At 34.6% G+C, this 25,692-nt stretch carries 25 protein-coding genes, 1 tRNA gene and 1 pseudogene; 14 read left to right on the forward strand and 13 right to left on the reverse strand.

The genetic code is table 11. The features are described from left to right. Positions 1-119: 119 nt before the first annotated feature. Positions 120-740 (forward strand): annotated as a pseudogene (locus FNOD_RS04500) (transposase family protein); the annotation flags it as partial. A 215-nt stretch (positions 741-955) separates the two neighbouring features. Next, complete coding sequence (locus FNOD_RS04505; protein WP_011994030.1) at positions 956-1,909, forward strand: radical SAM/SPASM domain-containing protein; 954 nt, start codon at positions 956-958, stop codon at positions 1,907-1,909. A gap of 47 nt (positions 1,910-1,956) precedes the next feature. On the opposite strand, the gene FNOD_RS04510 is transcribed toward FNOD_RS04505, so the two are convergent. From FNOD_RS04510 to FNOD_RS04545, 8 genes are all read right to left on the reverse strand, one after another. Further along, positions 1,957-2,931, reverse strand: coding sequence for a thiamine pyrophosphate-dependent enzyme (locus FNOD_RS04510; RefSeq protein WP_011994031.1), 975 nt, complete (start codon positions 2,929-2,931; stop codon positions 1,957-1,959). 20 nt (positions 2,932-2,951) lie between these two features. Continuing rightward, a complete protein-coding gene (gene porA / locus FNOD_RS04515; RefSeq protein ID WP_011994032.1) occupies positions 2,952-4,121 on the reverse strand; it encodes a pyruvate synthase subunit PorA in 1,170 nt (389 codons plus the stop codon). A gap of 12 nt (positions 4,122-4,133) precedes the next feature. Beyond that, a complete protein-coding gene (locus FNOD_RS04520) occupies positions 4,134-4,484 on the reverse strand; it encodes a 4Fe-4S binding protein (protein WP_011994033.1) in 351 nt (116 codons plus the stop codon). Then, the gene (locus FNOD_RS04525; RefSeq protein ID WP_041257133.1) at positions 4,477-5,052 is read right to left on the reverse strand and encodes a 2-oxoacid:acceptor oxidoreductase family protein; all 576 of its coding nucleotides are present in this window, start codon (positions 5,050-5,052) and stop codon (positions 4,477-4,479) included. The genes FNOD_RS04520 and FNOD_RS04525 overlap by 8 nt, the downstream gene beginning before the upstream one ends. 165 nt (positions 5,053-5,217) lie before the next feature. Further along, positions 5,218-6,819 (reverse strand): glycoside hydrolase family 57 protein, encoded by a 1,602-nt coding sequence (locus FNOD_RS04530; RefSeq protein ID WP_011994035.1) that lies wholly within the window; start codon positions 6,817-6,819, stop codon positions 5,218-5,220. A 2-nt stretch (positions 6,820-6,821) separates the two neighbouring features. Further along, complete coding sequence (locus FNOD_RS04535; RefSeq protein WP_011994036.1) at positions 6,822-7,613, reverse strand: DUF4912 domain-containing protein; 792 nt, start codon at positions 7,611-7,613, stop codon at positions 6,822-6,824. A gap of 262 nt (positions 7,614-7,875) precedes the next feature. After that, positions 7,876-8,748: a carbohydrate kinase family protein gene (locus FNOD_RS04540; protein ID WP_011994037.1), complete on the reverse strand. Its 873-nt coding sequence runs from the start codon at positions 8,746-8,748 to the stop codon at positions 7,876-7,878. After that, positions 8,745-9,497 carry a tetratricopeptide repeat protein gene (locus FNOD_RS04545; RefSeq protein WP_011994038.1) on the reverse strand — a complete coding sequence of 251 codons (753 nt, stop codon included), beginning with the start codon at positions 9,495-9,497 and terminating at the stop codon, positions 8,745-8,747. The genes FNOD_RS04540 and FNOD_RS04545 overlap by 4 nt, the downstream gene beginning before the upstream one ends. Positions 9,498-9,716: 219 nt before the next feature. Between FNOD_RS04545 and FNOD_RS04550 the strand changes: the two genes are divergently transcribed. The 7 genes from FNOD_RS04550 to coaE all read left to right on the forward strand — a co-directional run bounded on the left by FNOD_RS04550 (position 9,717) and on the right by coaE (position 14,035). Beyond that, positions 9,717-10,091 (forward strand): DUF1292 domain-containing protein, encoded by a 375-nt coding sequence (locus FNOD_RS04550; protein WP_011994039.1) that lies wholly within the window; start codon positions 9,717-9,719, stop codon positions 10,089-10,091. Between the two features lie 76 nt (positions 10,092-10,167). Next, a tRNA-Thr gene (locus FNOD_RS04555) sits at positions 10,168-10,244 on the forward strand. Positions 10,245-10,375: 131 nt separating this feature from the next. After that, positions 10,376-11,314, forward strand: coding sequence for an inorganic phosphate transporter (locus tag FNOD_RS04560; RefSeq protein ID WP_011994040.1), 939 nt, complete (start codon positions 10,376-10,378; stop codon positions 11,312-11,314). 44 nt (positions 11,315-11,358) lie between these two features. Continuing rightward, complete coding sequence (locus FNOD_RS04565; protein ID WP_011994041.1) at positions 11,359-11,871, forward strand: adenine phosphoribosyltransferase; 513 nt, start codon at positions 11,359-11,361, stop codon at positions 11,869-11,871. A 37-nt stretch (positions 11,872-11,908) separates the two neighbouring features. After that, positions 11,909-13,270: a glucose-6-phosphate isomerase gene (locus FNOD_RS04570; RefSeq protein ID WP_011994042.1), complete on the forward strand. Its 1,362-nt coding sequence runs from the start codon at positions 11,909-11,911 to the stop codon at positions 13,268-13,270. Next, entirely contained in the window at positions 13,267-13,488 is a 222-nt protein-coding gene (locus tag FNOD_RS04575; protein ID WP_011994043.1) for a hypothetical protein, read from the forward strand. Before FNOD_RS04570 ends, FNOD_RS04575 begins: the two co-directional genes overlap by 4 nt. A 4-nt stretch (positions 13,489-13,492) precedes the next feature. Next, positions 13,493-14,035 carry a dephospho-CoA kinase gene (coaE, locus tag FNOD_RS04580; protein WP_011994044.1) on the forward strand — a complete coding sequence of 181 codons (543 nt, stop codon included), beginning with the start codon at positions 13,493-13,495 and terminating at the stop codon, positions 14,033-14,035. An 8-nt stretch (positions 14,036-14,043) separates the two neighbouring features. On the opposite strand, the gene FNOD_RS04585 is transcribed toward coaE, so the two are convergent. Next, positions 14,044-14,457: a hypothetical protein gene (locus tag FNOD_RS04585; RefSeq protein ID WP_011994045.1), complete on the reverse strand. Its 414-nt coding sequence runs from the start codon at positions 14,455-14,457 to the stop codon at positions 14,044-14,046. Positions 14,458-14,566: 109 nt separating this feature from the next. On the opposite strand from FNOD_RS04585, the gene nadE reads away from it, so the two are divergent. The 5 genes from nadE to FNOD_RS04610 all read left to right on the forward strand — a co-directional run bounded on the left by nadE (position 14,567) and on the right by FNOD_RS04610 (position 20,847). Beyond that, a complete protein-coding gene (nadE, locus tag FNOD_RS04590) occupies positions 14,567-15,451 on the forward strand; it encodes an NAD(+) synthase (protein ID WP_011994046.1) in 885 nt (294 codons plus the stop codon). A 4-nt stretch (positions 15,452-15,455) separates the two neighbouring features. Further along, complete coding sequence (locus tag FNOD_RS04595) at positions 15,456-18,167, forward strand: sensor histidine kinase (RefSeq protein WP_011994047.1); 2,712 nt, start codon at positions 15,456-15,458, stop codon at positions 18,165-18,167. Positions 18,168-18,193: 26 nt separating this feature from the next. Further along, positions 18,194-18,544, forward strand: a complete 351-nt coding sequence (gene panD / locus FNOD_RS04600) for an aspartate 1-decarboxylase (RefSeq protein ID WP_011994048.1) — start codon at positions 18,194-18,196, stop codon at positions 18,542-18,544. 65 nt (positions 18,545-18,609) lie between these two features. Next, the gene (locus FNOD_RS04605) at positions 18,610-19,998 is read left to right on the forward strand and encodes a DUF342 domain-containing protein (protein ID WP_011994049.1); all 1,389 of its coding nucleotides are present in this window, start codon (positions 18,610-18,612) and stop codon (positions 19,996-19,998) included. A 27-nt stretch (positions 19,999-20,025) separates the two neighbouring features. Then, on the forward strand, positions 20,026-20,847 hold the full coding sequence (locus FNOD_RS04610; protein WP_011994050.1) for a type I phosphomannose isomerase catalytic subunit: 822 nt from the start codon (positions 20,026-20,028) through the stop codon (positions 20,845-20,847). 45 nt (positions 20,848-20,892) lie between these two features. Here FNOD_RS04610 and acpP read toward each other — a convergent pair whose 3' ends face one another. From acpP to FNOD_RS04630, 4 genes are all read right to left on the reverse strand, one after another. Further along, complete coding sequence (gene acpP, locus FNOD_RS04615) at positions 20,893-21,150, reverse strand: acyl carrier protein (protein WP_202965507.1); 258 nt, start codon at positions 21,148-21,150, stop codon at positions 20,893-20,895. 121 nt (positions 21,151-21,271) lie between these two features. Beyond that, entirely contained in the window at positions 21,272-23,008 is a 1,737-nt protein-coding gene (locus FNOD_RS04620) for a M3 family oligoendopeptidase (protein WP_011994052.1), read from the reverse strand. Positions 23,009-23,039: 31 nt separating this feature from the next. After that, positions 23,040-24,854 carry a translation elongation factor 4 gene (lepA, locus tag FNOD_RS04625; protein WP_011994053.1) on the reverse strand — a complete coding sequence of 605 codons (1,815 nt, stop codon included), beginning with the start codon at positions 24,852-24,854 and terminating at the stop codon, positions 23,040-23,042. A 42-nt stretch (positions 24,855-24,896) separates the two neighbouring features. After that, positions 24,897-25,676 carry a mechanosensitive ion channel family protein gene (locus FNOD_RS04630; RefSeq protein ID WP_011994054.1) on the reverse strand — a complete coding sequence of 260 codons (780 nt, stop codon included), beginning with the start codon at positions 25,674-25,676 and terminating at the stop codon, positions 24,897-24,899. Positions 25,677-25,692 lie beyond the last annotated feature (16 nt).

A 25,692-nucleotide genomic window follows, 5' to 3' on the forward strand; every position in this document is an offset into this window, starting at 1 on the left:
ATAATAAATATTGGGGTGGGTAAAAAGGAAAAAATATAGCACTTATTCTGAATGCCTGCTATAATAAAAACTGTTTTATGACAAAAAACACCCAAAAAGAAAGGAGGCATCCAGAATAAGTGCTCAAATCTAATTATATCACTGAACTTTTAAAATCGAAAGATATTATTCTTCACCAAATGAATGAGAATGAAAGTGAAATAGAACTTCACATAAGTCAGGTACAAAAGCCCCACAAATGTCCTAAATGTGGTAATATTACAAGTAAGGTACATGATTATCACACACAGAAGGTAAAAGATGTACCTATAATGGGCAAGAAAACATATTTGATTATAAGAAAGAGAAGATATGTCTGCAAAGCATGTGGGAAGAAGTTTTTTGAACACATAAGTTTTTTAGGCAAATCTCAAAGGATGACAAATAGACTTGCAGCATATATTATAAGTCAACTTGGAAGTTTAACAAGTATGAAAGAGATAGCAAAACACACAAATGTTTCAGTGACAACAGTTATGAGATTGTTTGATAAAGTAAATCCAGGTCAAACTGTAGATGAGTTTTCTTCTGAAGCAATATGTGTAGACGAGTTTAAAGGCAATGCAGGTGGAGCAAAATATCAATGTATATTTGTAGATCCTGTAAAAGGGCAAATAATCGAGATTTTGAAAGATAGAAAGCAAAATATTTTAATTGAGTATTTTAAGAGGCTGAAAGGTAGAGATAAAGTAAAATATTTTGGTTCTTTGTCAATAGTTGGGGCGGGTATTCGATTAGAATGTCTGTCTTTTCTAGTAACTATAAAAAATTAAACTTTGTATCAACATCATCGTCCAAAGACAAAAGTTTACCAAAATTCAATTATTTGCATTAAAACCCCCTAATCGGGGTTTTTATTTTATTTATTATTTTTACTCCCTTCTGACACTCAAAAAATTTTTCAGGAGGTATGGTGATGAACACCACTCTTAGACCCAAACCGCATAATATTGAATTCGAGATAACAACTGCCTGTAATTATGGCTGCTTTCATTGTTACTGCAATGCTGGTAAAAAATCCGTTGTTGAACTTACAACCGAAGAAATAAAGAGTGTTATAGATCAATTAATCGAGGCGGAGGCAGAGTTGCTCGATATTGTTGGTGGTGAGCCACTGTTAAGGGAAGATATCTTAGAAATACTTTCCTACGGTCGTTCCAGAGGTTTAAAAATGCTAATGAACACAAATGCTTCACTTGCAACAAAAGAATTAGTTAAAAATTTAAAGGAAGTTGTTCCCGACTTGCTTGTAGGTGTTTCCCTTGATGGCCCAACTCCAGAAGTTCATGAATTTGTGCGTGGTAAAGGTACTTTTGAAAAAACAATGAATGGCATAAATAATTTTCTCAATGCAGGATTTGACGTAACTTTGCTGTTTGTTGTTAATAGAGAAAATTACAAATACATAGATGATATGCTGATTTTGTCTGAAAAATTAGGCGCTAACCTTTACGTTGACCGATTTGTACCAGTTGGAAGAGGTAAAATATTTAAGGATAGATTACTCCCAACACGTGAAATGGTTGAATATGTTGCAGAAAAATTAAAAGCTTACAAAGGCAATGTAGAATTGTATATCGAAGAAAATATTTTAGGAGAAGAGTGTACCGCGGGCAGAACCCATGCATCGATATTAGTTGATGGTAATGTTGTTCCATGTGGACATTTTAGGTATAATCCGGAATTTTACATGGGAAATGTCAGAAATGAACGTTTCAAAGTAATTTGGGAAAAATACAATAATCAGATATTGTTACCAAATGTGTGTGCAAAATGCAGTTTAAGAAATGTATCTTGTAAATCTGGATGTCTTGCCTATGCTTATCTAAACGAAAGCAAAGTTGATGATATTCACTGTAAATTATTATAAAAAACTGAGCCGCTTCTAAAAAAGCGGCTCAGTTTTTTTATGTTTTATTATCTTATTGGCTTATCTTTTGTTGCTTCTTCCAAAGCAAGTAATCTTTCGTATCTTCTGTTAACGTATTCTTGGATTTCATCAATAACTTCTTGTGCATCAGGTCTTGAGAGAAGTGGTTTAAACCTTCCTTGTGATTTTATGTAATCTGCAACTGGCCTTGGGTTTGTAACTTTCTTTGTTACTCTATAAACGCCTCTTTCAACTTCGTAAAGTGGCCAGTAGAGTGTTTCTACTGCCAATTTACTTGTCTCTACGGCTTTATCGTCGGTAACTCTCCAAAATCTCACACAAGCTGAATGTGCTGCAATGAAAGATGGACCATCAAATTCAAGGGCTTTTTCTATCTTTTTCATGAAGTCCATTGGTTCTGATAAAGCGACCGTTGCAACGTAAACATTTTCATGAGCTGCCATTATTTCAACAATATTTTTCTTAAGCTGAGCTTTTCCAGGTAATTTCTTTCCAACTGGCGCTGTTGTTGTATCAGAACCTGGAGGTGTTGAACCTGACCTCTGGTTACCTGTATTCATGTAACCTTCGTTATCGTATACTATATAAATGAACTTGTGTCCTCTTTCGACTGCGCCAGACAATGATTGCAATCCTATATCATATGTTCCACCATCACCGGCAAATGCAAAGAACGCAAGTTTTTTATCTGCAGGTATTTCTCCTCTTTTCTTAGCTGCTCTAAATGCTGTTTCAACACCACTTATTGTTGCTGCAACATTTTCAAATGCGTTGTGAATGTATGGAATGTTCCATGCAGTGTATGGATAAATTGTTGTTGAAACTTCAAGACAACCTGTTGCAAGGCCAACCACTGGTTCGTAACCTTTTGCAATAGCTGTCATGAGTGCGAATTTTACTACGTTTGGTGCTGCACAACCCGGACACATTCTGTGACCTTGTGTTATTCCAGGGTTTTTATCGTGAAAAAGTTTAGCAAGTTCTATAGCGTTTAATGGCATCAATTACACCTCCTTATTTGTCACTCTCTAAGCCCAAGATATCTTTCTTCGTCGACAATTAAATTGCCGTTGAATGCATCTTCGAATGCCTGTCTAATGTGAGCAGGTGTTATATCCCTTCCACCAAGACCGTAGACATAGCTTCCCATTTGTGGTCTAACAGCAACTTCATAAAGTGCGGATTTTACCGTTTCATAAAGTGGAGCTTCTGCACCAAATGAAGCTGACCTGTCAAGAACTACAACAGCTTTTCTTCCATTTAATATTCTTTGATATTCCGCTTTTGGGAATGGTCTAAATACCCATGGTTTAACAAGTCCAACTTTTTTACCTTCTTTTCTTAACTCGTTAATTGTATGTTTTATTGTTCCGGCGGTTGAACCTAATGCTACCATGACATATTGAGCATCATCAACCATGTACTCATCAACCAAATCATATTTTCTTCCTGAAATCTTTGCGAATTCTTCTGCGACTTCTTTAAAAACTCTTGGGACATGTTTCATCGCTTCAATTTGACTTCTCTTGTGTTCAAAGTAATAATCGTACAAATCAAGAGCACCATATGTAACAGGTTTAGATGTATCAAGTAATGAATTCATTCTTATTGGTTTTCCAACAAATTGCTTAACAACTTCATCATCAAGTGTTTCTACTACTTCAACACCATGCGAAATAATAAATCCATCAAAGTTCACCATAACTGGGAGTCTTATATCTGGATGTTCTGCGATTCTGTAAGCCATGACTGTAAAGTCGTAAGCTTCTTGAGCATTTTCTGCCCAAAGTTGTATCCATCCACTATCTCTTTCAGCCATCGCGTCACTATGGTCACAGTGAATATTGATTGGTCCTGAGAGCGCCCTATTCGCAACTGCCATTACTATTGGAAGTCTTAAAGAAGCTGCTATGAAAACAACCTCGTGCATAAGAGCAAGACCAACGGAAGCTGTTGCCGTAAACGCCCTTGCACCAGCAGCTGCTGCGCCAACAACAGCACTCATTGCAGAGTGTTCGCTTTCAACAGGTATCATTTCAGTGTCAACAACACCATCTGCAACATATTTCGCGAAGTATTCAACAACTGGCGTTTGTGGTGTAATAGGATACGCTGCAACAACGTCTGGATTTATTTGTTTCATTGCATAGGCTATCGCCTCTGCACCTGTAATTGCTTGTTTTAAAGGCATTTTCGCACCTCCTTACTCATCCGCAAAATCTGTTTCTGGTTTCATTACTATAGCACGTTTTTCTTCAGGAGCCGGTTGTTTCGTTTTCGGGTCTATACTCTTTGGACATACATTTGCACAAAGTCCGCAACCTTTACAGTAATAGTAATTATAGCCTCTCATCTTCGGTTTTCCATCAACGATCTCAACTACGATTGCTTGATCTGGACAATACAACCAGCATTGCATACAGTGAATACAATTTTCCGCTTGGTAAATTGGTCTCATTACCCTCCATGTTCCTGTTTTGTACTGCTTAGCGTTTCCTGGTTCAACTATTAATCCACCAATTGGAAGTTCCTTCCATCCTTTGAGTTCAGGCACTGCAAGTCACCTCCTCATAACCTCTGTGAAGTGCCCTAATGTTTTTGTTAACAACCTCTTCACCAAATTTCTTTAAGAACATATCTCTAATCTTATCTTCAACGTATTTAAGTTCTATAACTCCTGTTACTCTTGCAATTGCACCAAGCATTACGGTATTTGGCGTACCTCTTCCGAGTTCTTCAAGTGCTATGTCTGTTGCCTTAACAACACAAATCTTGCCTTTGAAGCCAGATTTTTGTCTAACCCATTCGATAGATCTGACTGTGTTAACAATTAATACTGTCTCTTCGTTTGTCCCTGCAAGGATATCTGGGTTACTAAGAAGCGTGTCATCGATAACAACGACAAGATTCGGGGTTTCAACTGAGGAGTGTAATAGTATCGGCTCATCAGAAATTCTGTTGAACGCCTTCATAGGTGCACCTGTTCTCTCAGCACCATATTCTGGGAAGGCCTGTACATACTTACCCATGTCAAGGGCTGCCTCAGCAAGCATTTGAGAAGCACTCTTTGCACCCTGACCTGCACGACCATGCCATCTGATTTCAAAAATATTTGCAGGCACTGTCCTTACCTCCTTTTCGTTTTTGTCGATAGAAAAACTAATTTTCACTATTCTCAAGTTTTTCATGCTTTCCAACACAACACCCCGAGATGCGTATTTACATCTCGGGGGAGCTTCGAATAACCTTTACAGAGGGTTACATAGATAACTATACGTTATTCAATGCTATATCTTTAAGTACATTCTGTAATCAGCATCAGGGAAGATATCATCTAAGTATTCCAACCTCTGTAACTCCCCTGTATCTATATTACCACTCTTTAGCATTTCATACAAGGTTAAAAATCGTTTAATATGCGTTTTGGTTCTGTTAACTGCATATTCCACGCTTGTTCTAGTAGTCATTATAAACGCCCAGTCGCTTGATTGAGCCAAAAGAAGCTCTCTTACCATTTGATTCAATACTCTTATCTTTATTGGATCTGTTTCATTTGTGTGAAGTTTTGCCATCTCTGTCATTTTTTCTACCATTTCATGTAAATGAGGATATATCCAATCGTTTGTACCATTCAACCATACTTCATTGTAACCATTCGCACCCCAACTTGACGCTGCCGGTGTAACAATTTGAACTTTTTCAATCCAGTCAACAACATCACAAACCCTTACCGCTCTTAGTTTTTGACTCTTGGCCGCTTCTCTCATGAAATATTCGATAAAATATGGCCCTTCGAACCACCAATGTCCAAAAAGTTCCGCGTCAAATGGTGCAACAATTATTGGTTCTAATCCTTCAAAAAGGTTTAATAGATAATCGACCTGTGCTTCTTTTTTTCTAAGGAAATCTTTTGCATGTTCATAAGCAACTTTTTTTGCTTCATCGATATCATAAAAATCTTTCTTTTCAAGTGGCGTATCTTTTGAAGTAATTTTATGATACTTTATCCCAACATTCATTCTTACACCACTTGGGTCAATGTAAGGCTTTATGTACTCATACTCTCTATCAAAACCAATGTCCCTATAAAATTCACGATATCTTGAATCTCCAGGATAGCCAATCTGCGCGCTCCAAACTTGCTCTGAACTCTCCGGATCTCTTGCAAACGCAAAGACATTATTTGGTGTTACCACTGGTCTGTAAACACCGTATCTTGGCCTTTCATCAGCATACCAGAGTGCGTGTGAATCAACAAAGAAATACTCTATGCCGTACTCAGCAAGATATTTATCAAGCCCAGGAAAATAAGCACACTCTGCGAGCCAAATTCCTCTCGGTTTAACTCCTATATGCCTTTCATAAGTTTTTACGGCTTGTTCCAATTGTGCTCTTATCGCCTGAGGATACTGTTCCATAAAAGGTAAATAACCGTGAGTTGCATTACATGTGATTATATCGAGGTTTCCCTTCGAAAAATATTCTCTAAATCCGTTCAAGATATTTCTTTGGTAAACATCCCTGAAAAGAAAGAGAGTTTCTTCGAAAAAGTTAAGATAAAATTTGGCCATTTTATTTTTTGTAGGATGTTCTGCCTCTGTTCTAACAACTTCTTTCCTAGCTAATTCTATTAGCTTTTCAATATGTTTTTCATATTTATTTTGCAAATTTGGATTAGCAAACATTTCCATTAAAGGTGGTGTAATTGACATAGTCAATTTTACGGGAACTTTTTCCTTTTCAAGTTCCCTAAACATTCTGAGTAATGGTATATAAGTTTCAGTTATAGCTTCAAAAAACCAATGCTCTTCCAAGAAAAACGGATAATCTGGATGATGAACATACGGTAAATGTGCGTGAAGAACGAATGCTATCTGTCCACGTGGCATATTTACATCCCCTTCCCACTAAGGCGAATAACACTGATACTTCCGGCCCCTGATATCCGAAAAAGATGCTCCAAACCCTGAACAGAACCTGCAACTCTTTCAATAATAGGTGTCAACATACCACCTGATGGCATAACAATTCTTCTTCTCTTCCTTAAATCCATCCAACGTTCCCTCGTCGATTGACTTGGTGAATTAACAGGTATCTTACAGAGATTTGACCTAATCAACGGTTTGTAAGTACCGTTTACATCATAATAACCAATTTCACCAAGATAGTGCGCACCGGGCATTGGAACATTAAGATAGTAATTCTTTAAGTTAATCGGGTCAATTGTGACTTCAAATGTTCGATGAGCGTTTGTACCATCGAACTCGATATAAGTAACATCATAAACTCTCAGAACAACTTTAACTATTTCTCGAGATTTAAAAAATTCTTTATTTTCTTGGCTGAAATCCCAGTAGAAGTGGAGCCAATGTGGATTGACAGGCATTGCCACCAATTTATCTTTGTTGTATGTTTCAGGAATTGTTAGGTCTTCTTTGACAGGTTGGACAACAGGTTTCGAATCAGATGAAGATTTTGAAGGAGAAGTCGCACTTGAAACATTTGCTGTTTTTTCTGAAGTTGCTAATTTTGCCCTTTCAATAAATCGCTCAAGCATTTTTCTAACATCTGACTTTGTCATCTGTTTTCTGACGGTTAAACCAAGCTGTTTTGCCATAGCCTTGAGTTCTTGTATAGTTCGTTCTTGCTTTAACCATTCCTCAAGTTCTAACCAATTGGACATATAACTCACCCCCCGTCAATTGTGTTTTCTACCTTTCCTTTAATGAAATTATATACTCGGTTTTTATATTGTAAATTGTTGTAAAGGAAAGAAATAGTATCATATTTGACTATAATTTACTTTAAAAAATTATAATCACCAATAAATGTATAATTACAATTGTTACATTTGTTACATTTGGTTTTAATTAAATGCTTTGAATTTTAAAAATGTTTGATTTATTCAGATTTTTTAGGGATGCTTGAATGACAAAGGTTAGGAATCACAAAGAGGGTCCTAAAAATGAGTTGATTTGTTGAAGTGTTGGAAATGATTCGGTTGTACCTTTTTTTAAGCAAGTAATAGCACCACAAGCATTGGCAAATTTAAGTATTTTTTTGACTAGCATTCTGTTGAGTAAACCATATATAATACCAGCTGTAAATGAATCTCCGGCACCTGTTGTATCTATTGGGTTTATTTTAAACGATTCGCAAAAAATCTTTTCTTTTTTCGAATAGTAAAAACTCCCTTTACTACCAAGTTTTATGAAAAGTTTCTCTATACCTAAGGATATTAACTTGTCTGCAGCATCTTCGACATTTGTTGTGTTAGAAATTCTAAGTGCTTCCGATTCGTTCATTGAGGCGTACGAAATCCCGTTAAGCAACGAAAGATCTATGAATTCTGATAACTCTACAAATATGTTTTTGTTTGTTTTTTTCAAATTATTTAGAACCTCTGGTTCAATTCCGCTTTGAAAATAAACAATATCAGATTTCGATATTATCTCTTCATTTCTCAAAACATCATCACTGCACAGGAATTTGTTTGCTCCAAGATAATTAAACATAGTATTATTAGCTTTTTCATCTACTATGATGAATGTTATACCTGTTCTTTCAATTCTATCAGCTATAACATTTACGCCAAATTCTTTGAGTTTTTTTAAAGCAAAATCACCAAATTCATCTTCCCCTACTTTTGTTATCAACGTGGAATTTACACCCAACTTGGCTAAAGCAACAGAAACGTTGGTGGCTTTACCACCAACGTTTATATAAATTTCTTCAGAAACATGGTTTTCGTTTACTTTTATTTCTTTCACAGGATAAAATAAATCAACGTTTAGTTTTCCAATGCACGTAACTGTCATTTCAGCTTTTTAAGTTCTTCATTAGCACTTGCAACAGCTTCTTCATGTGTTTTAACCAACCATGGATGTGCAGGGCTGTTGACAACTTTCTGGAACATTTCCCTTGCTTTGTCTTTGTTTCCAGTTTTTAGGTATAAATAACCAAGTTCAAGATATATATTTGTATAATTAGGCGTTAATTTAAGCGCGTTATTTAGAAGTTCTTCGGATTTTTTATAATTGTAAAGCGGCCATGGAACATCTCTGTAACGCATACCAGAAGCTATGTAGGCAAACGTTTTATAGAGTCTACCTTCCTCATCATTTTCATCGAGTATTTTAATCGCTGTATCAATATTTTTGTCAAAATCTCCGAGCATAAACAAACTTTGCACGATTCCTTTATATTGTGCAAGTCTACCGATAGCAGCTCCGGCTATATAGTATGCTCTCCCATTCTTTTGGTCAATTTTTATTGCTGCTTCTGCGTTTGCTCTGGCTTTTTCTAATGTTTTCTCTTTTTCTTTATCAGGCACACCCCAATTACCATATTCCAAATAACAATCTGCCAGTATAGTCAAAAGTCTTGAATCTTTTGTGTATCCGTCAAAGCTTTCTATCTCTTTTATTACACGAAGAATCTTATCTTTATCATGGTCTCTACGTGCTTCATAAAATAATTTGTTCAAATCATCCGCATTCAAAGCAAATAGGTAACTAAAAATACTAACAAAGTAAACGATAGCGAGAACCGAAAATAACCTTTTCATCCCTATCTCCTCCCCGAATAGACTTTGGTATTTTTATTGTACCATAAAAATGAAAAGATATACCAAATAATATAACTATACTTATTCACAATACAATGTTAACGTAAAATTAAACATAAAATATGATTTTGTGGTATGATATACTCATCAGGTATTTTGTCTATACAGTACTTGAAATTTATTAAAGTTAAAATTAGTTGTTTGGAAGGAGCGATAAGTATGTTTGAACACGATCATGAACACCATCACCACCATCATGAACATGAGCACGAACATAACCATGACCATATTGACGCATTTACATTAGTCGATGAAGAAGGAAACGAACATCACTTTGTATTACTTGGAGAGGTTGAAAACAAAGGAAAAACTTACTGGGTTTGCGAAGAAATTTTCGTAGAAAATGAAGAAATATCTGAATTTGGCGACACATTCCTTTTCGTTAAATCAGAAGACGATGATGGTAACGTCTTGCTTGATTCTATTCAAGACGAAGAAGAATTTAACGAAGTAGTGAAAATCTGGGAAGACATGATGGGTGACGAGGATTTCTTCATAGACGTAGATGAAGAAGAAGACGAAGAAGAAGAGTAAAATACTTCTCTTGACAAATCTTGAAGCTCTTTGGTAAAATATCATTCGGTTTTCAATGATTGCTATTATAAAAGGTGCAGGCGTAGCTTCAAGCGGTGGAGCGCCTCCTTGGTAAGGAGGAGGGTGTGGGTTCGAGTCCCACCGCCTGCTCCAATATATTAAAAAGTTTTATAAAGAGGGTTTAAAACCCTCTTTTTATTTTTTATCATACAAATTATGGCAATTTTGTTGTATAATTGTAAGCTATTAAGGAATAAATTAAATTCTTCTTAGGGGGAGAAATTGTGGGAGCAGCTTTTGTATTCTTCTTACTAAGCTTTCTTTTGGGAATAGTAATGGGCAGTAATGACGCTGGTAATATACTCGGACCAACAGTAGCAAATGGTGTTTTTAAACAAAGAAAAGCGCTTATTGTGTCATCAATTTTTGTGATTGCTGGTGCTATGCTTGGTGGATTACCCGGGATGAGGGTTGCTTCAAGCCTTGTAAAAACAAGTATAGCTGAGGCAATAATAATAAATTTATCGGTAATCTCTGTAACAATATACTTTTTACTAAATAAATTGCCAATCTCTATGACCCAGGTGATAGTGGGCGCAAATGTAGGAATTGGAATTGTAACAAAAGAATTAGAGCCAAAAATTCTCTTGGGGATCGTTTTTGCTTGGTTCCTTACACCAGTAATATCTTATACAGTAAGTTTGGCTTTTTTTAAAACCTTTTCTATTATATTCAAACGCATTAAAAATCTGCAAGTTCGAAACATCTTGCTAAAGATAATGTTATGGGGATTTACTATTTATGGTTCTTACTCTTTAGGCGCCAACAATGCTGGAAAGATTACTGGAATACTTTATAACAAAGGAATAAATGTCTATTTCCTTCTATTTTTTAGTGGAATAACATTAGCCTTAGGCATTTTTCTTTTTGGAAAAAGAACTATATACACCGTAGGTAGAGAATTGATACCTCTTGATAGTTTTTCTTCAATGGTTTGTATTTTTTCTTCCTCTTTCTCAATTTGGTTCTTTTCTCAATTTGGTCTTCCAGTATCTTCAGCTCATGCCATTGTCGGAAGTATTCTTGGTTCGGGAACAGCACGTGGAACGAAAATAGTTAACAAAAATATATTCCAAAAAATAGTTTTTTCTTGGATCGAAGCGCCTATACTAAGTGGTCTTTTTTCAGCTTTACTACTTTTAATTTATAGACTTTTGTGGTAAAATACATTTGTAAATAAATAAAATACTTTGGAGGTGTTTAGTTAATGGAGCTGAAGAACTTTATAAGAGATATACCCGATTTCCCACAAAAGGGGGTTATGTTCAGAGATATAACACCACTTGTGAAAAACCCAGAAGCTTTTAAGTACGCTATTGATACTATAGCGGAAGAATTAGGAAAGTATGATTTTGATCTTATCGTATGCCCAGAAGCGCGTGGATTCATAATCGCAGCCCCACTGGCTTACAAATTAGATAAAGGACTAGTACCTGTAAGAAAGCCTGGAAAACTTCCATATAAAACAATAAGTGATGTTTATGAATTAGAATATGGTAAAGCCGAACTACATATGCACGAGGATGCAATTCAACCAAATCAAAAAGTAGTAATAATTGATGATGTGCTTGCAACAGGTGGAACGGCAATGGCACTTAAGAGATTAGTTGAAAAAGCTGGTGGAATTGTCGTCGCGTCTGCTTTTCTTATAGAATTAACTTATCTTAACCCAAGGAATATAATCAAAGACTTACCAATAATCGCACCTATTAAATACTAAAGCATGTCTTCTATCGAAATATTTAGGAGGTGTTCAAATGATAAAATTCGACTTTACATACACTCTCTCAGACAATGTAGCAAATGGTCTTACTTATGACGAAATTAATTCCTTTGAGCAACAAATTACAAATTTTTTGACGAGGTTTGATGAAAACAAACCTGGTTTTGTTAATGCTGTACTTACGAGAAAATGGGTTGATTCAGTTAACGAATTAAGTGATTTCATTTTTACTTTTGACAATATAGTTGTACTTGGTATAGGAGGTTCTGCTTTAGGAAATATAGCAATCCAAAATGCTTTAAGGCCATTCAATTGGAATTCTTTAAGTTCTGAAGAGAGAAATGGTTATTTAAGAGTATTCATAGTAGACAATGTAGATCCAGATTACTTATCATCTGTTCTGGATTGTATAAATCCAAAAACAACATTATTCAACATCATATCTAAATCCGGAACAACAGCAGAGCCAATGGCAAATTACTTAATCGTAAGAAGTATACTTGAAACTCACGGTTTAGACCCAAAGGAACACTTGATTTTTACAACTGATTCTGAAAAAGGAGTACTAAGAAGGATAGGGCGTGAAGAAGGTATAAGGATGTTAGAAATTCCACCGGATGTTGGTGGACGTTTTAGCGTCTTAACACCTGTTGGCCTTTTATCGGCAAAAGCTGCGGGTTTAGATATTGAAGAGCTCATAATAGGCGCGAGAGAGGCTTATGAAAGAACGATAAAAAGCTCATTATGGGAAAACCCCGCTGCACTTCTTGCTACAATTCATTACTTACATTACAAAAAAGGTAGAAATATCTCCGTAATGATGGCTTATTCAAATAAACTTTATTATCTTGCTGATTGGTACAGACAATTGTGGGCAGAAAGCTTGGGAAAAATGTACGACAACGAAGGAAATAGAGTTAACGTAGGTCAAACGCCTGTGAAAGCTTTAGGTGCTGTTGACCAACACTCTCAAGTTCAATTATACAACGAGGGTCCAGATGACAAGATAATAACATTCCTAAGAACGGAAAAATTTGATAGAGAGATAACCATACCAAAATTGCACGAAAATGAACCGGAACTCGCATATCTTGGTGGAAAGAAGCTTTCAACGTTGCTTAATAGTGAACAGATAGGTACGCAACTTGCACTTGCAAAGCATGGTCGTCCATCTTTGACCGTTTCTTTCCCACAAATTGATGAATATCATATCGGTCAATTCTTCATGTATTATGAACTTGCAACTGCAATAACTGGCGAATTGTTCAATATCAATCCTTACGATCAACCGGGCGTTGAACTAGGAAAGAAGATAACTTACGCGCTCATGGGGAGAGCAGGCTTTGAAGAGTTCAACTACACCCAAAACGTTCAAAAGCGAGTTGAAATAGAATGATGCAAGAATATATTGACATACTAAAAAAAATTTTTGATCCAGTTGCTATATTCCTTAAAGATGAAGAATTCATTGTAGTTGTAAAAGATGAGATAGATATAAATAAAAAAGTCAAAGAACTCTATGAAGCTTTTGATGATGAGTTGAGCATCATGTTACTCACCAGGCAAGAATACGAAAGCATGGAAAATAAAGACTTAGGAACGAAGATAATTTAACCGTATGATAATCTGTGTTACTGGGAAGATCGGTACTGGAAAGAGTACGGTATCAAGGTTTTTTGAAAACCGTGGTTTTGTCCACATCAATGTGGATAAATTAGGGCATAGAGCTTTTGAAGAAATGAAAGAAGATATTTTGAATGCATTTGGAACAACCGATAGAAAAAAAGTAGGAGAAATAGTATTTAGGGATAAAAGCAAATTATCATTGCTAGAATCTATATTACATCCAAAAATGAAAGAATTGTTAATGGAAGAAATAAAAAAATATAATGGCAGAAATATAGTAATCGAAGCGGCTATAAAAAGAAGGTTGAAGATAAACTGTTGCGATATAGTTATAACAGTTGTCTCAACACCAAATAAGATAAAAGAAAGATTACGTGAAAGATACTCAGATGACTTAATAAACGAAATTTTGAAAAATCAAGAAGACATAATAGAAGAGGGAATAATAATTGAAAATATAGGAACGATTGAAGAATTGGAAACAAAACTAAATAAAGTATGGGAAGAATATATAAAAGATAAAGTGGGAATTTAATTCCCACTTTATCTTTTTGTATCTATTGAATTAACTTTAGAAAATATTACATTCGCTAAAACACCAAATGATATAGATATAAGCATACTAAATAATCCAAAAAGCGCACTTCCCTTTGCTACAACAGTGGACAATATTTGAAATGTTTGGAAGTTTCTAAAAACAGCAAAAACAATCACTTGAAGTAGGAAAAAAGAAAAAACAGGAGATATAACTGAGATTATAAGAAAGTCTCTTAATCTAAATGAAAAGCCCAAGAGAAAAGAAAAAATGGCAAGAAGAATTTCAGGTGGAAAACCTACTGAAAAATTCTCAAAAATTCGATAAAAACTTCCATAAGATATTACAAATCCCATTAAAATTACTATAATTGCCTCTCGGATACCTCTTAATACTTTCTCTGATAACTGCTTTTTTACCATTTTCCCCTCACCTCATATTAAAAACTCATCTATAACTATTTTAACATGAATTTATGGTAAAATAGTAAAAATGAAGATTTGTTTTCAGAAAATAAGCGGAGGCGATAACATGATTTTCAATCCGAAAGACGAAATTATCCGCATAGAGAAATTTATTAAACGTACAATGGAGACTTATAATTTTAAAGGAGCTGTAATTGGTATAAGCGGTGGAGTTGATTCAGCGGTAGTTTTGGCTTTACTTACACGAACAATTGAAAAAGAAAATATACTTGCACTCATATTACCAGAAAGGGACAGTTCTAAAGAGAGTGTAAGAGACGCCAAGTTAGTTTGTAACTATTTTGGAGTAAATTACAAAATATTTCCGATAACAGGTGCCTTAAGAAAATTAGGCGCTTATTCACTTTTTCCACCAGCTTTATTCATACCTGAAAGTATAAAGATAAGTTATTCCAAAAAAAGATGGGAAAGATATCAAGACCCATATATAATGGATCTAAAAAATGAGGGTGATGAACTTTTTCTAAAAGGCTTGGCATACTATAGAATCAAACACAGAGTAAGGATGTGTAAATTATATATGGAAGCTGAGAAACGTGGTTATTGTGTAGTTGGCACAACAAATAAAACAGAATTAGCACTCGGACTTTACGTCAAATGGGGCGATGATGCGGTTGATATCGAACCAATAAAACACTTGTATAAAACGCAAGTTTTTGAACTTGCTAAACATCTTGGAGTACCAGAAAAAATAATCAACAAAAAACCAACTCCCGACCTGATACCTGGCATAAATGATGAAGATGCATTCGGAATAGAGTATTCTAAACTTGACAAAATATTGTTTAGTATAGAAAGTAACGAAGGAAAAGTTGAAGATATAGACGAAAAACTTTTATCAAAAGTAAAGGAAATTATGAGGTTCACAAAGATAAGAGAATTAAAAGGCTTAGGAATTGATGATATTTCAAATCAAAAAGATCGGTGGTGAGAGTGTGATTACAAGAAAAATATGCGAATCATTAGTAAAAATTTTCGAAGTAGATAAGAATATCCCAGAGATAAATGAAATCGCAGATGAAATCGCACAATTTGTAGGTGTAAACAAAATATCGATTGCCATATACGAAGAGAATAAATCACTTTTTAGAGTACTTTTCACAAATCTTCTTCCAGCCTATTCAAAAATCCCCTACAGTCTTGTTGACGAAAGAGATTCATTTTCTAAAACATCCATAATGGATCTCGACAACCTATACCTTTACAAATTGAAAAATACGAATTCAGGAAAAATCATTGGCCTTGTTTTAACTGATAGCATCCCATCGAAAATGCCAAATTTTAATGAACTTAGTGACTTTTTATCGTTTGTCCTAAACTTTATACCAGGATACGAGAAATCGAAAAAATATCTTGAAAAATACAGGTCACTATGGATGTTAACAAATATATTTGAAGGCAGCGAATCAGTTGATGAATTAATTGAAAGTTTTTTGAAGGTGATGACCCAAATATTAGACGCCGAAGTATCATATATAATTAATTTTCCTAAGGATAGAAACACGAACAGTAAAATAAATGTTAAAAAGTTCCAATACTCTAATGATATTATCGAAAAATTTGAATTGGATTTTTCTGATTTAGATGAGAATGTCTACAGATATTTTAAGGGTTCAGAAAAAATTATCTACAAACCTATCGGTTTGGAGCATATACTTAAAATTGACAACGTTCTCTCTGTTCTTATATTTAACTCTCAAATTGGTTTATTTATCTTTGCAAATAAGAAAGAACCAAAATCTTATGCGCTTTATAAAGCTTTTGACTCAATGGATCTTGAAATAGCTAAAGATTCTATAAACAGATTATTCCTTGCTAAAGGGAGAATAGAATTTGAAAAGAGGTTAAAAGAGGAATTAGATAAACTTCGCCAATTACAGGCAAATTATGAAACACTTATAGAAGAACAGAAAGAGCAAATAAGAAAGATGAATGCCGTTCACTATATAAGTCAGGCAATTAGAACAATGTACAGCGTAAAAAATGTATATAAGACTCTACTGCTCGGTTTAACTTCTGGCAGACTTCTTGGATATAACCGTGCTTTATTTCTGGCTTACGATGAAAAAAAAGACATACTCGTAGGAAAAATGTGGCTTGGTCCTGAAAGCGAAAGTGTAGAAGACGATTGGCGGAAGGCTAATCAACGTGCTATGAGGTATTCTGATGTAGTACAGTACCTTAGAGAAGAATCAATGCTTTTAGAATTTGATAACAAATTAACTAAAATGATAGAAGGTAAAGTTTTTCCATATAAAGCCCACCCAATCCTTGAAAAAAGCGTGTTAAGGAAGAAAATATTTGTTGCAAATGAAAAAATAATAAACACAATGGGGATGGAAGCAATAGATCTTGTAAATTTACTTGGAACAAAAGAATTTGCGGTTATACCTCTTGCTGGAAGAGAAGAAACATTTGGTGTAATAATCGTAGATAATTATCACACGAAAAAGCCCATAAAAGAAAATGATGTAGAAATATTAAAAATACTCTCTGACAGTGCAAGCTTGGCTGTAGAAACAGCTATAAACTATGAAGATCTGAGAAACAAAACTTTATCCCTTGAACGCCAAAAAAGTTTAATAGAGTACTTACGAGAATTTTCAGATTCAGTGCTTCAAAACATGTCATCTGCGATAATCGTACTAGACCGGGAAGGAAAAATAACAGAGTGGAACAAAAAAGCGGAAATTTACTTTGGAAGGCCAAAAGAACAAATGACCGGAATTGATCTAAAATTACTCGGAACAGAATTTGAAGACATCGAAGAAATGGCATTCCAAAGCATGAAAATAAAAGAAGAAATAACCCTAAGTAATTATTTAATACAAATAGGTGGTATGGAGAGATTTTACGATATAAGAATAACTCCATTTTGGGATACCGAAAAAATCATGTTAAGAGGTGTAATAATTACTCTTGATGACGTTACAGATAGAGTGAATCTCGAGAAGGAAAGGAAGAAACAAGAAAAGCTTGCCGCACTTGGTGAAATGGCAGCACGTGTTGCCCATGAACTTAGAAATCCAATCTCTGTGCTTGGTGGATTTATAAAAAGACTTGAAAAAAACATTGATAATCCAGAGTCAGGTAAGAAATATGTTAATATAATTAAAGAAGAAATATTGAGACTTGAGCAGATAGTAAATGAAATATTAGATTTTAGTCGTGAACCTAGAGCTTTGGAGTTTACAACATTCAATATAAACAAACTTATCAACGATGTATACATATTGCATGAAGACAAAATACGCGAAAAGAACATATTGTTTTCACTCGAAACTGAATCGGAAGAAATCATCGTTTACGCCGAATATTCCAGAATAAAGCAGGTAATTATTAACCTTCTTCAAAATGCAATTGAAGCTACGCCAAATAATGGTAAAATATTAGTGGAAACAAAAACAAAATTTGATAGAGTTGTTGTGTCTGTATGGAACGAGGGTACACCTATCGATAAGGATACCGCCGATAAACTTTTTACACCTTTCTTTACAACCAAGGTTCACGGAACGGGTTTAGGATTGGCAATATGCAAAAAAATAGTTGAAGATGAGCATAAAGGTAAAATTTATCATGAAGCTACAGAAGATGGTAATAGATTTACGATAGAAATCCCAAAAGAAATGCCTAAAGAAATTTCTTAAAATAATAAAGATAGGAGGAAATAAGTATGATGGAAATAATGTTAAAAGCAAAGATTCACATGGCAACGGTAACTGAAAAAGAGATAGAATACGAAGGAAGTATAGGAATAGATGAAGAATTATTAGAACTGAGTGGCATAAAAATTAACGAGATGGTTCTTATCTCAGATGTTAACAACGGTAACAGATTTATTACATATGTCATTCCAGAACCACGTGGGAGTAGAAAGATTTCTTTGAATGGTGCTGCCGCGAGACTCGTTGAAAAAGGTGATAAAATAATAATTATGGCATTTGGATTGTATTCCAAAGATGAGTACAAAAGCCCCAAAATTTTGATTATGAATTCCGATAACACGGTTAAAGAAATAAGATAAACAAATAAATTAAATCCAATAATCTGAAAAGAAATTTGAGGGATATTCTTTCAAGGGGGATAAAAATGGACATAAATATTACCGTTTCCTCTGATAAAATGGAAGCTTATCTTACTGTTAATAGTGTTTTCCCAGACGAAACAATAACATTGGAATCACTAATCGAAGAAATACGAAATGCAAAAATTGTCCACGGCATCGATTATGATGCATTAAGGTCTTTTTGCCAAAACCCTACTATTGGTGTACAACTGTTATTTGCACACGGGGATAAACCAAAAGATGGTGAAGATGGTAGAGTTGTCTTTGAATTTAAAGAAACGAGCTCAGCTCAAACAATTTTGTCTGGAAATAAAGTTGATTTTAGAGAATTTCCTGTTCAAAAAAGAATAATTGTAAAAAAAGGACAAAAAATAGCATCAATTTTCCCACCTACGGAAGGAATCCCAGGAAGGAATGTATATGGCGAACCTGTTCCAGCAAAGAAAGGAAATGAAGCGAAGATTGTACTTGGAAAGAACGTTTCATTAAGTGAAGATGGTAGGCATATCATCTCAACAACAGACGGAATATTAAAAGTTGACCCAGAAAAAAACATAATAGAAGTTAGTGAATATTTAGAAATTGAAGGTGATGTTGATTATAGTACAGGAAACATAGATTTCCCTGGATCTGTATTTGTTAAAGGAGATGTTAAACCAGGATTCGTGATAAGGGCAAAGGGTGATATAGAAATTAACGGTGTTGTTGAGGCATCAAGTATAATATCATTAGAAGGTAACGTTAAAATCAGTGGGGCAAAAGGTAAAGATAAAGGTTTGATAAAAGCAAAAAAAGATGTCTATTTAAAATATGCGGAGTCAACAACTATCGAATGTGAAAACTTATTTTTTGAGCACGAATTATTAAACTGTACTGTCAGGGTCACTAACTCAATTATAGGAAAAGGTAGAAATTCATCAATAATCGGTGGTGAATACATCGCATCAAACCTTATAGAAGCAGACGAGATAGGTTCTGATATAGGCGTAAAAACTTATTTAGAAGTTGGTGTTAATCCATATGTTAGAGAAGAAATAAAGTTGTTAAAAGCTCAAATTGAAATAGACAAAAGCAGCATCCAAAAATTGTTGAATACATTAAAACAATATAAAGAACTTAAAGATAAAAAAGTGCAAATTCCACCCGAAAGAGAAAAACAATTTTCAAAAGCCGCAAAAACACTCATCAACTTAAGAGAGCAACTTGAAAAAAATATAGTGAAACTTCACGAATTGGAAGACACAATTTCAAAAATCACTTTCGACTCAAAGATAATTGCTAGGAAATTATTGCATGCTGGTGTAGAGGTATTAATACATAATGCAAGGTTTTATCCAACAGTTGATTTACCAAAAGCTGTCCTTAAATTTGAAAATGGTCAAATTGTAGCTGGTGGGTATAGTGAAAAATGATTTCAAAAGAATCGGAGGTATTATTAGATGAGCAAAATAAAGATTTTACCCGAATTTCGAGCTATGGTTTGGGGAAACCAAGAACTAAATAGTATTTTCAATATAAATTCAAAAGAACCAATTGGGGAAATATGGCTACTATCCGGTCATCATTTGTACGAGAATAAGCTTGACACAGGTGAGACGGTAAATGAATTTGGAAAAAAGATTTACAATGGAAAATACAAAAGATTTCCAATACTTATAAAACTTGTTTCAACAAGTAAATGGTTAAGCGTTCAAGTTCATCCAGATGACGAATTTGCTCAAAAAATAGAAAATGAACCATGGGGCAAGAGTGAAGCTTGGTACTTTCTTACCGATGGAGAATTCGCAATATGTGAAAATGTAGACGCATTAGAAAAATTAGCTAAGAAAAATGAACTTGAGAAATTACCTGAAATACTTAAATTTGTAAAAGTTAAGCAAGGTACCTTTGTAAATATACCAGCAGGTACCGTTCACGCACTTGGGCCGAATAGCACAGTAATAGAAGTTCAGCAAAGTTCGGACTTAACGTACAGAATTTACGATTGGGGAAGACCAAGAGAAACTCACCTTGAAAAAGCTTTGAAAGTTTCAAAAAATATAAAAGTTGATGATATCGTTTTTGAAAATGTCACAAATCTTTCTTCAAAATACTTCACTATGGAAATTTTCGAAACAAAAGAATCGTTCGTTAATAGCTCTTCAAGTCTTTCTTTACCTATCATTAAAATACCAACAAAAATAGATAAAAATTTCTGTGCGTCTATTTCATATGAAAAAGAATTTGAGCAGGGGCAAATATACGTCTACAATTTTTTATAAAACAAAAAGCAGGCTTAAAAGCCTGCTTTTTTGTTAATTTAACTTTTATTCTTCTTTTAGTTTTTTAGATAGTAAATCAACGATATTTCTCACTGTAAGAATCTTTTCAACCTCTTCATCTTCAATCTTAACTCCAAACTCGTCTTCAAAAACCATCACAAGATCGAAAGCATCAAGTGAATCAGCGCCAAGATCCTCAATAAGATGACTATCTTCATCAATGTCTTCAATAGGTACGTTCAGTTTTTCTGAAATAATTTCCGCAACTTTTTTAAAGAGTTCTTCTCTATCCACAACTGTCAACCTCCTTACAGTTAAATCTTATTAAGTTCAAAACAATAATGCTGATAATAAGATTAAAATTAAAATTACTTACTTTGAATTATTCTAAACACCTTTAACCGATTTGTCAATATATAAAATATCACTTATTATAATTTATTTTAATCTCTTTAACAAGACTATCAATAAAATCAAAAGCTTTCTCCCAAAAATCACTCCTTGATATATCTATTCCCACCTTTGATAACAACTCATTTGGTGAAAGACTTCCTCCACTTTCGAGCAAGCTAAGATATTTTTTCGTAAATGACTTTCCTTCTTCCAAGTATTTCTGGTACAACGCAATAACTAAACAATGAGCAAAGTTATAAGAATAAACATAAAACGGCGTCTCAAAGAAGTGTGAAATCATTGCCCATTCATTTTTGTACCACTGCGGTATTTCAACAACCTCTCCGAAAGTTTTTCTCAACTCTTCGTAATATATATCGTTCAGCTCTTCCCAATCTGCGTATCCTGAGTTGCTTATCAAATCATGAGAGCGAATTTCAAAATTTGTAAAGAAATTTTGCCTAAACGTAGTAGCAAACGTATCTTCTATTTTTGACGAAATAAGAGCCAACCTTTCTTCTTTATCTAATTTTCCTTTTAAATAATCAAACACTAAAAATTCGCCAAAAACAGATGCTAATTCTGCTAAAGTAAGCGGCGTATCGTAGTTAAAATATGTTTGTTTCTTTGATAACGTACCATGTAAACCATGTCCCAATTCGTGTGCAAGTGTCATTATATCATACATATCACCGTTAAAATTCGTCAATACGTATGCTGGTAACTTCGTTGTAGAGTATATACAATAAGCTCCTCCAATTTTCCCTTCTCTTGGGTATAAATCTATCCTGGAATTTTCAAAAAATGATTTTACAATATCACCTGCTTTATTGCTAAACGAATAATACGCATCAAGTATAATTTCCTTTGCTTCGTCAAATGAAAATTTCCTTGCTTTTGTTGTTATTGGAGCGTATATATCAGCAAGTGTTAGTTTCTCGTTCATAACTTCGGATTTCCATTTGTAATATTCTCTAAGTATATTAACATTTTCATTTGTTGTTTCAATTAAAGAATCAACAACATCGTCACTTACTTCATTCTCAAAATTTCTCATCGAAATTGGTCGAGCAAATTTTCTTATCTTGCTCTCTAAATCGTAATCTTTAACCACGAGATTATATACTTCCGTTATAACCAATGAATCCTCTTGAAACCTTTTTAAGAATGTCTTCATCGCTTTTTTTCTCAAATCACTATTTGTTGAACGTCTCAAAGCCTTTACTTCTTCCGGTGTAAGAACCTTTATTTCACCATCTATTTCTATTTTAAACTTGTAAGAACTTTCTAATTTATTGTGTATCTTCGATATCGCTTCCCTTCTTGAAATAGATGTAAGAGCTAGCACTTGCTCAGCTTCTTTTGAAAGTAAGTGTTTTTTCCTCTTTTCAATAACCTCTATAAAATGTGTATAATTGGGCGCTATCTTTTTCAATTCTTGAATATCTTTTTTGCTCAATTTTGAAAGACGCACTTCGAGTTTCGCAAAATATTCACCAACGTTAGATTCCAAGCTTTGAATGGTACCAAGTAATTTTTGACTCTCTTTTTCCTTAGTGTTTACAGAATACCGCATCCATGCGTATTGAATTGATTTTGAGAAATTATCAGTGGAATCTTCTATTTCTTTAATTAATTTAATTATTTTATTTAACTCTTTCTCCTTTTCAAGTTCATCAACAAGTGAGCCTATGAGTTTAGAGTATCTCTTAGCGTTTTCTATAGCTTCTTCGTCTGATTGGAATACAGTTTTAAAATCCCACTGCAAGTCGACCCCTCCCGGCCAAAGAAATATAGTTTTATTCTTCCTCTTCACCTATCCTAAGCATTGCCAAAAATGCTTCTTGTGGTATTGTGACGTTTCCAATCTCTCTCAACTTCTTCTTACCTTCCTTTTGTTTTTCGAGTAATTTCATCTTTCTTGTAACGTCTCCTCCATAACACTTGGCAAGGACATCTTTTCTAAGTGCTTTTACAGTTGATCTTGCTATAAACCTTCCACCAGCTTTAGCCTGAATTGGAATTTCAAATTGATGCTGTGGAATAAGTTCGGCAAGTTTATCGACAAGTTTCCTTGCAATTGTGTAAGCTTTATCCCTATGCGCGACAAAAGAAAGAGCGTCAACAGGTTCTTTGTTTACGTATATCGTTATTTTCACCAAATCACTCTTTCTGTATTCAAGAAATTCATAATCCATCGACGCATAACCACGACTTACAGCTTTCATCCTGTCGAAGAAATCAAATATTATCTCTGCCAATGGTACTTCGAAATGCATCACAACACGTTCATGCCCAGCATTCTCAGTTGAAACTAACGTACCACGTTTTTCATTCTGAACAAGGTTCATGAGTTTACCTATGTAATCCGGTGGCGTAATGATTGAAAGCTTGACGTAAGGTTCGTATATTTCTAAAACCTCACCTTCTTCTGGAAATTTTGCTGGGTCGTTAATCATCAATTCTTTATAATCATGAGTAATAACTTTGTACTCAACGTTTGGAGCCGTCAATATTACCGCAATATCAAATTCTCTCTCTAACCTTTCTCTCACAACATCCATGTGCAAAAGTCCAAGAAAGCCACATCTAAAACCAAAGCCAAGTGCTGGCGAGTGATCAGGCTTATAAACGAGAGCTGCGTCGTTAAGTTTGTACTTATCAAGAGCCTTTCGCAATTCTTCATAATATTCCGGTAATCCAGGATACATACCCGCAAAGACCATAGGTTTGACCTCTTTGTATCCAGGTAACGGTTCAGGTGACGGATTTTCTGGTTTTGTAATTGTATCACCAATTTTTGCCTTCGAAACATCTTTCAATCCAGCGATAATATAACCAATATCACCCGCTTTTAAACTTTCAACAGGCGTCATATCGGGCGTAAACGTACCAACTTCATCAATTTCGTACACTTCATTACTTGACATCATCATTATTTTTTCGCCAGGTTTAATCTCACCATCAAATACTCGAACGTAAGTGACAACTCCTCTATACTTGTCGTACTTTGCATCGAAAATCAAAGCCCTCAAATATCCATCTTCTTTTGTGGCAGGAGCTGGTACAAGCTTTATCACCGCTTCTATAAGTTCTTTAACACCTATTCCTTCTTTTGCACTAATTTTGTAAATATCTTCGCCTGGAATTCCAATTAAATCTTCAATTTCGGCAATTGTTTCTTCTATATTAGCAGTTGGGACATCGATCTTATTTATCGCAGGAACAATCTCAAGGTTGTGCTCTAATGCCTTGTAAGTATTCGCAACTGTCTGAGCTTGTACACCTTGAGTAGCGTCAACTAGTAATATCGCTCCTTCAACAGCCGCCATACTTCTGTCAACTTCGTAAGAAAAATCAACGTGACCTGGTGTATCAACTATGTTTATCTCATACTCATTACCATCTTCTGCTTTGTAATACACTCTAAGCGGGTGTGACTTAATAGTTATGCCTCTCTCACGTTCGATATCCATACTATCAAGATACTGCTCTCTCATCTTCCTTTTTTCAATAGCATTTGTCATCTCTAAAATTCTATCTGTGAGTGTTGTCTTACCATGATCTATATGCGCAATGATACAGATATTTCTAACATTTTCTATTTTCTTCATCGATTCCTTTCCCTCCATAATTTCTTAGATTACTTACACGTTTCAATTTTTATTTCTAACCTCGACAATTGTAAATGGTATAGATATTCCATACTCATCAAAATACTTCTTTATCCTTAAGGCAACGGCATTTAATGAGTCTATAAATGTTTCACGTTCTGCCCAAAATTTTACCGTATAAGTAACTCCGCTCGCATTGAACGATTTGAAAACAACCATATTCGTTACACTTTCGTCTTTTATAACAAGAGGTTCATCTTCCAAAACTTTCTTTAAAACGCTCTCCACAAGCTTCATATCTGTTGAGTAATCCACTGTAACATCAATCTCATTTCTTCTGTATTTTCCGGGCCAGAACTTCGTAACGGTTCCAGACCAGACCTTTCTGTTAGGTATAAGTACAAGTTTACCATCAAATGTAACCAAATGAGTATGGTTCATCTTTATGATATCCACAGTACCACTTTGCCCATCTATATCCACAACCTCTCCTTCAAACACTTTACGAGTAACAAGAACAAGTATCCCAGAAAGAAAGTTAGTTAAAGGCTCCTGAAATGCGAGTCCAAGAACAACACCAGATATTCCCAAACCTGTAAGATATGGCGTAAGATTAACATCCCATATCGAAAGTACACCAGCTACAGCAAATCCGTAAACTAAAAATGCTATTAAAAGCGATAAAGTCTTTGGAGCCTTAATTTCTCTCCCGAAAGTTGACATGAATCTATCAATGGATTTCATTATTACTTTGTGAATTACGTAGGCAATTACTAATGCTAAAGCTGAGAAAAAAACTTTAGTTAAGATAACTATTGTCATAGTATTATCACCTCTA

It is taken from the genome of Fervidobacterium nodosum Rt17-B1, assembly GCF_000017545.1.
Classification (GTDB): Bacteria; Thermotogota; Thermotogae; order Thermotogales; family Fervidobacteriaceae; genus Fervidobacterium; species Fervidobacterium nodosum.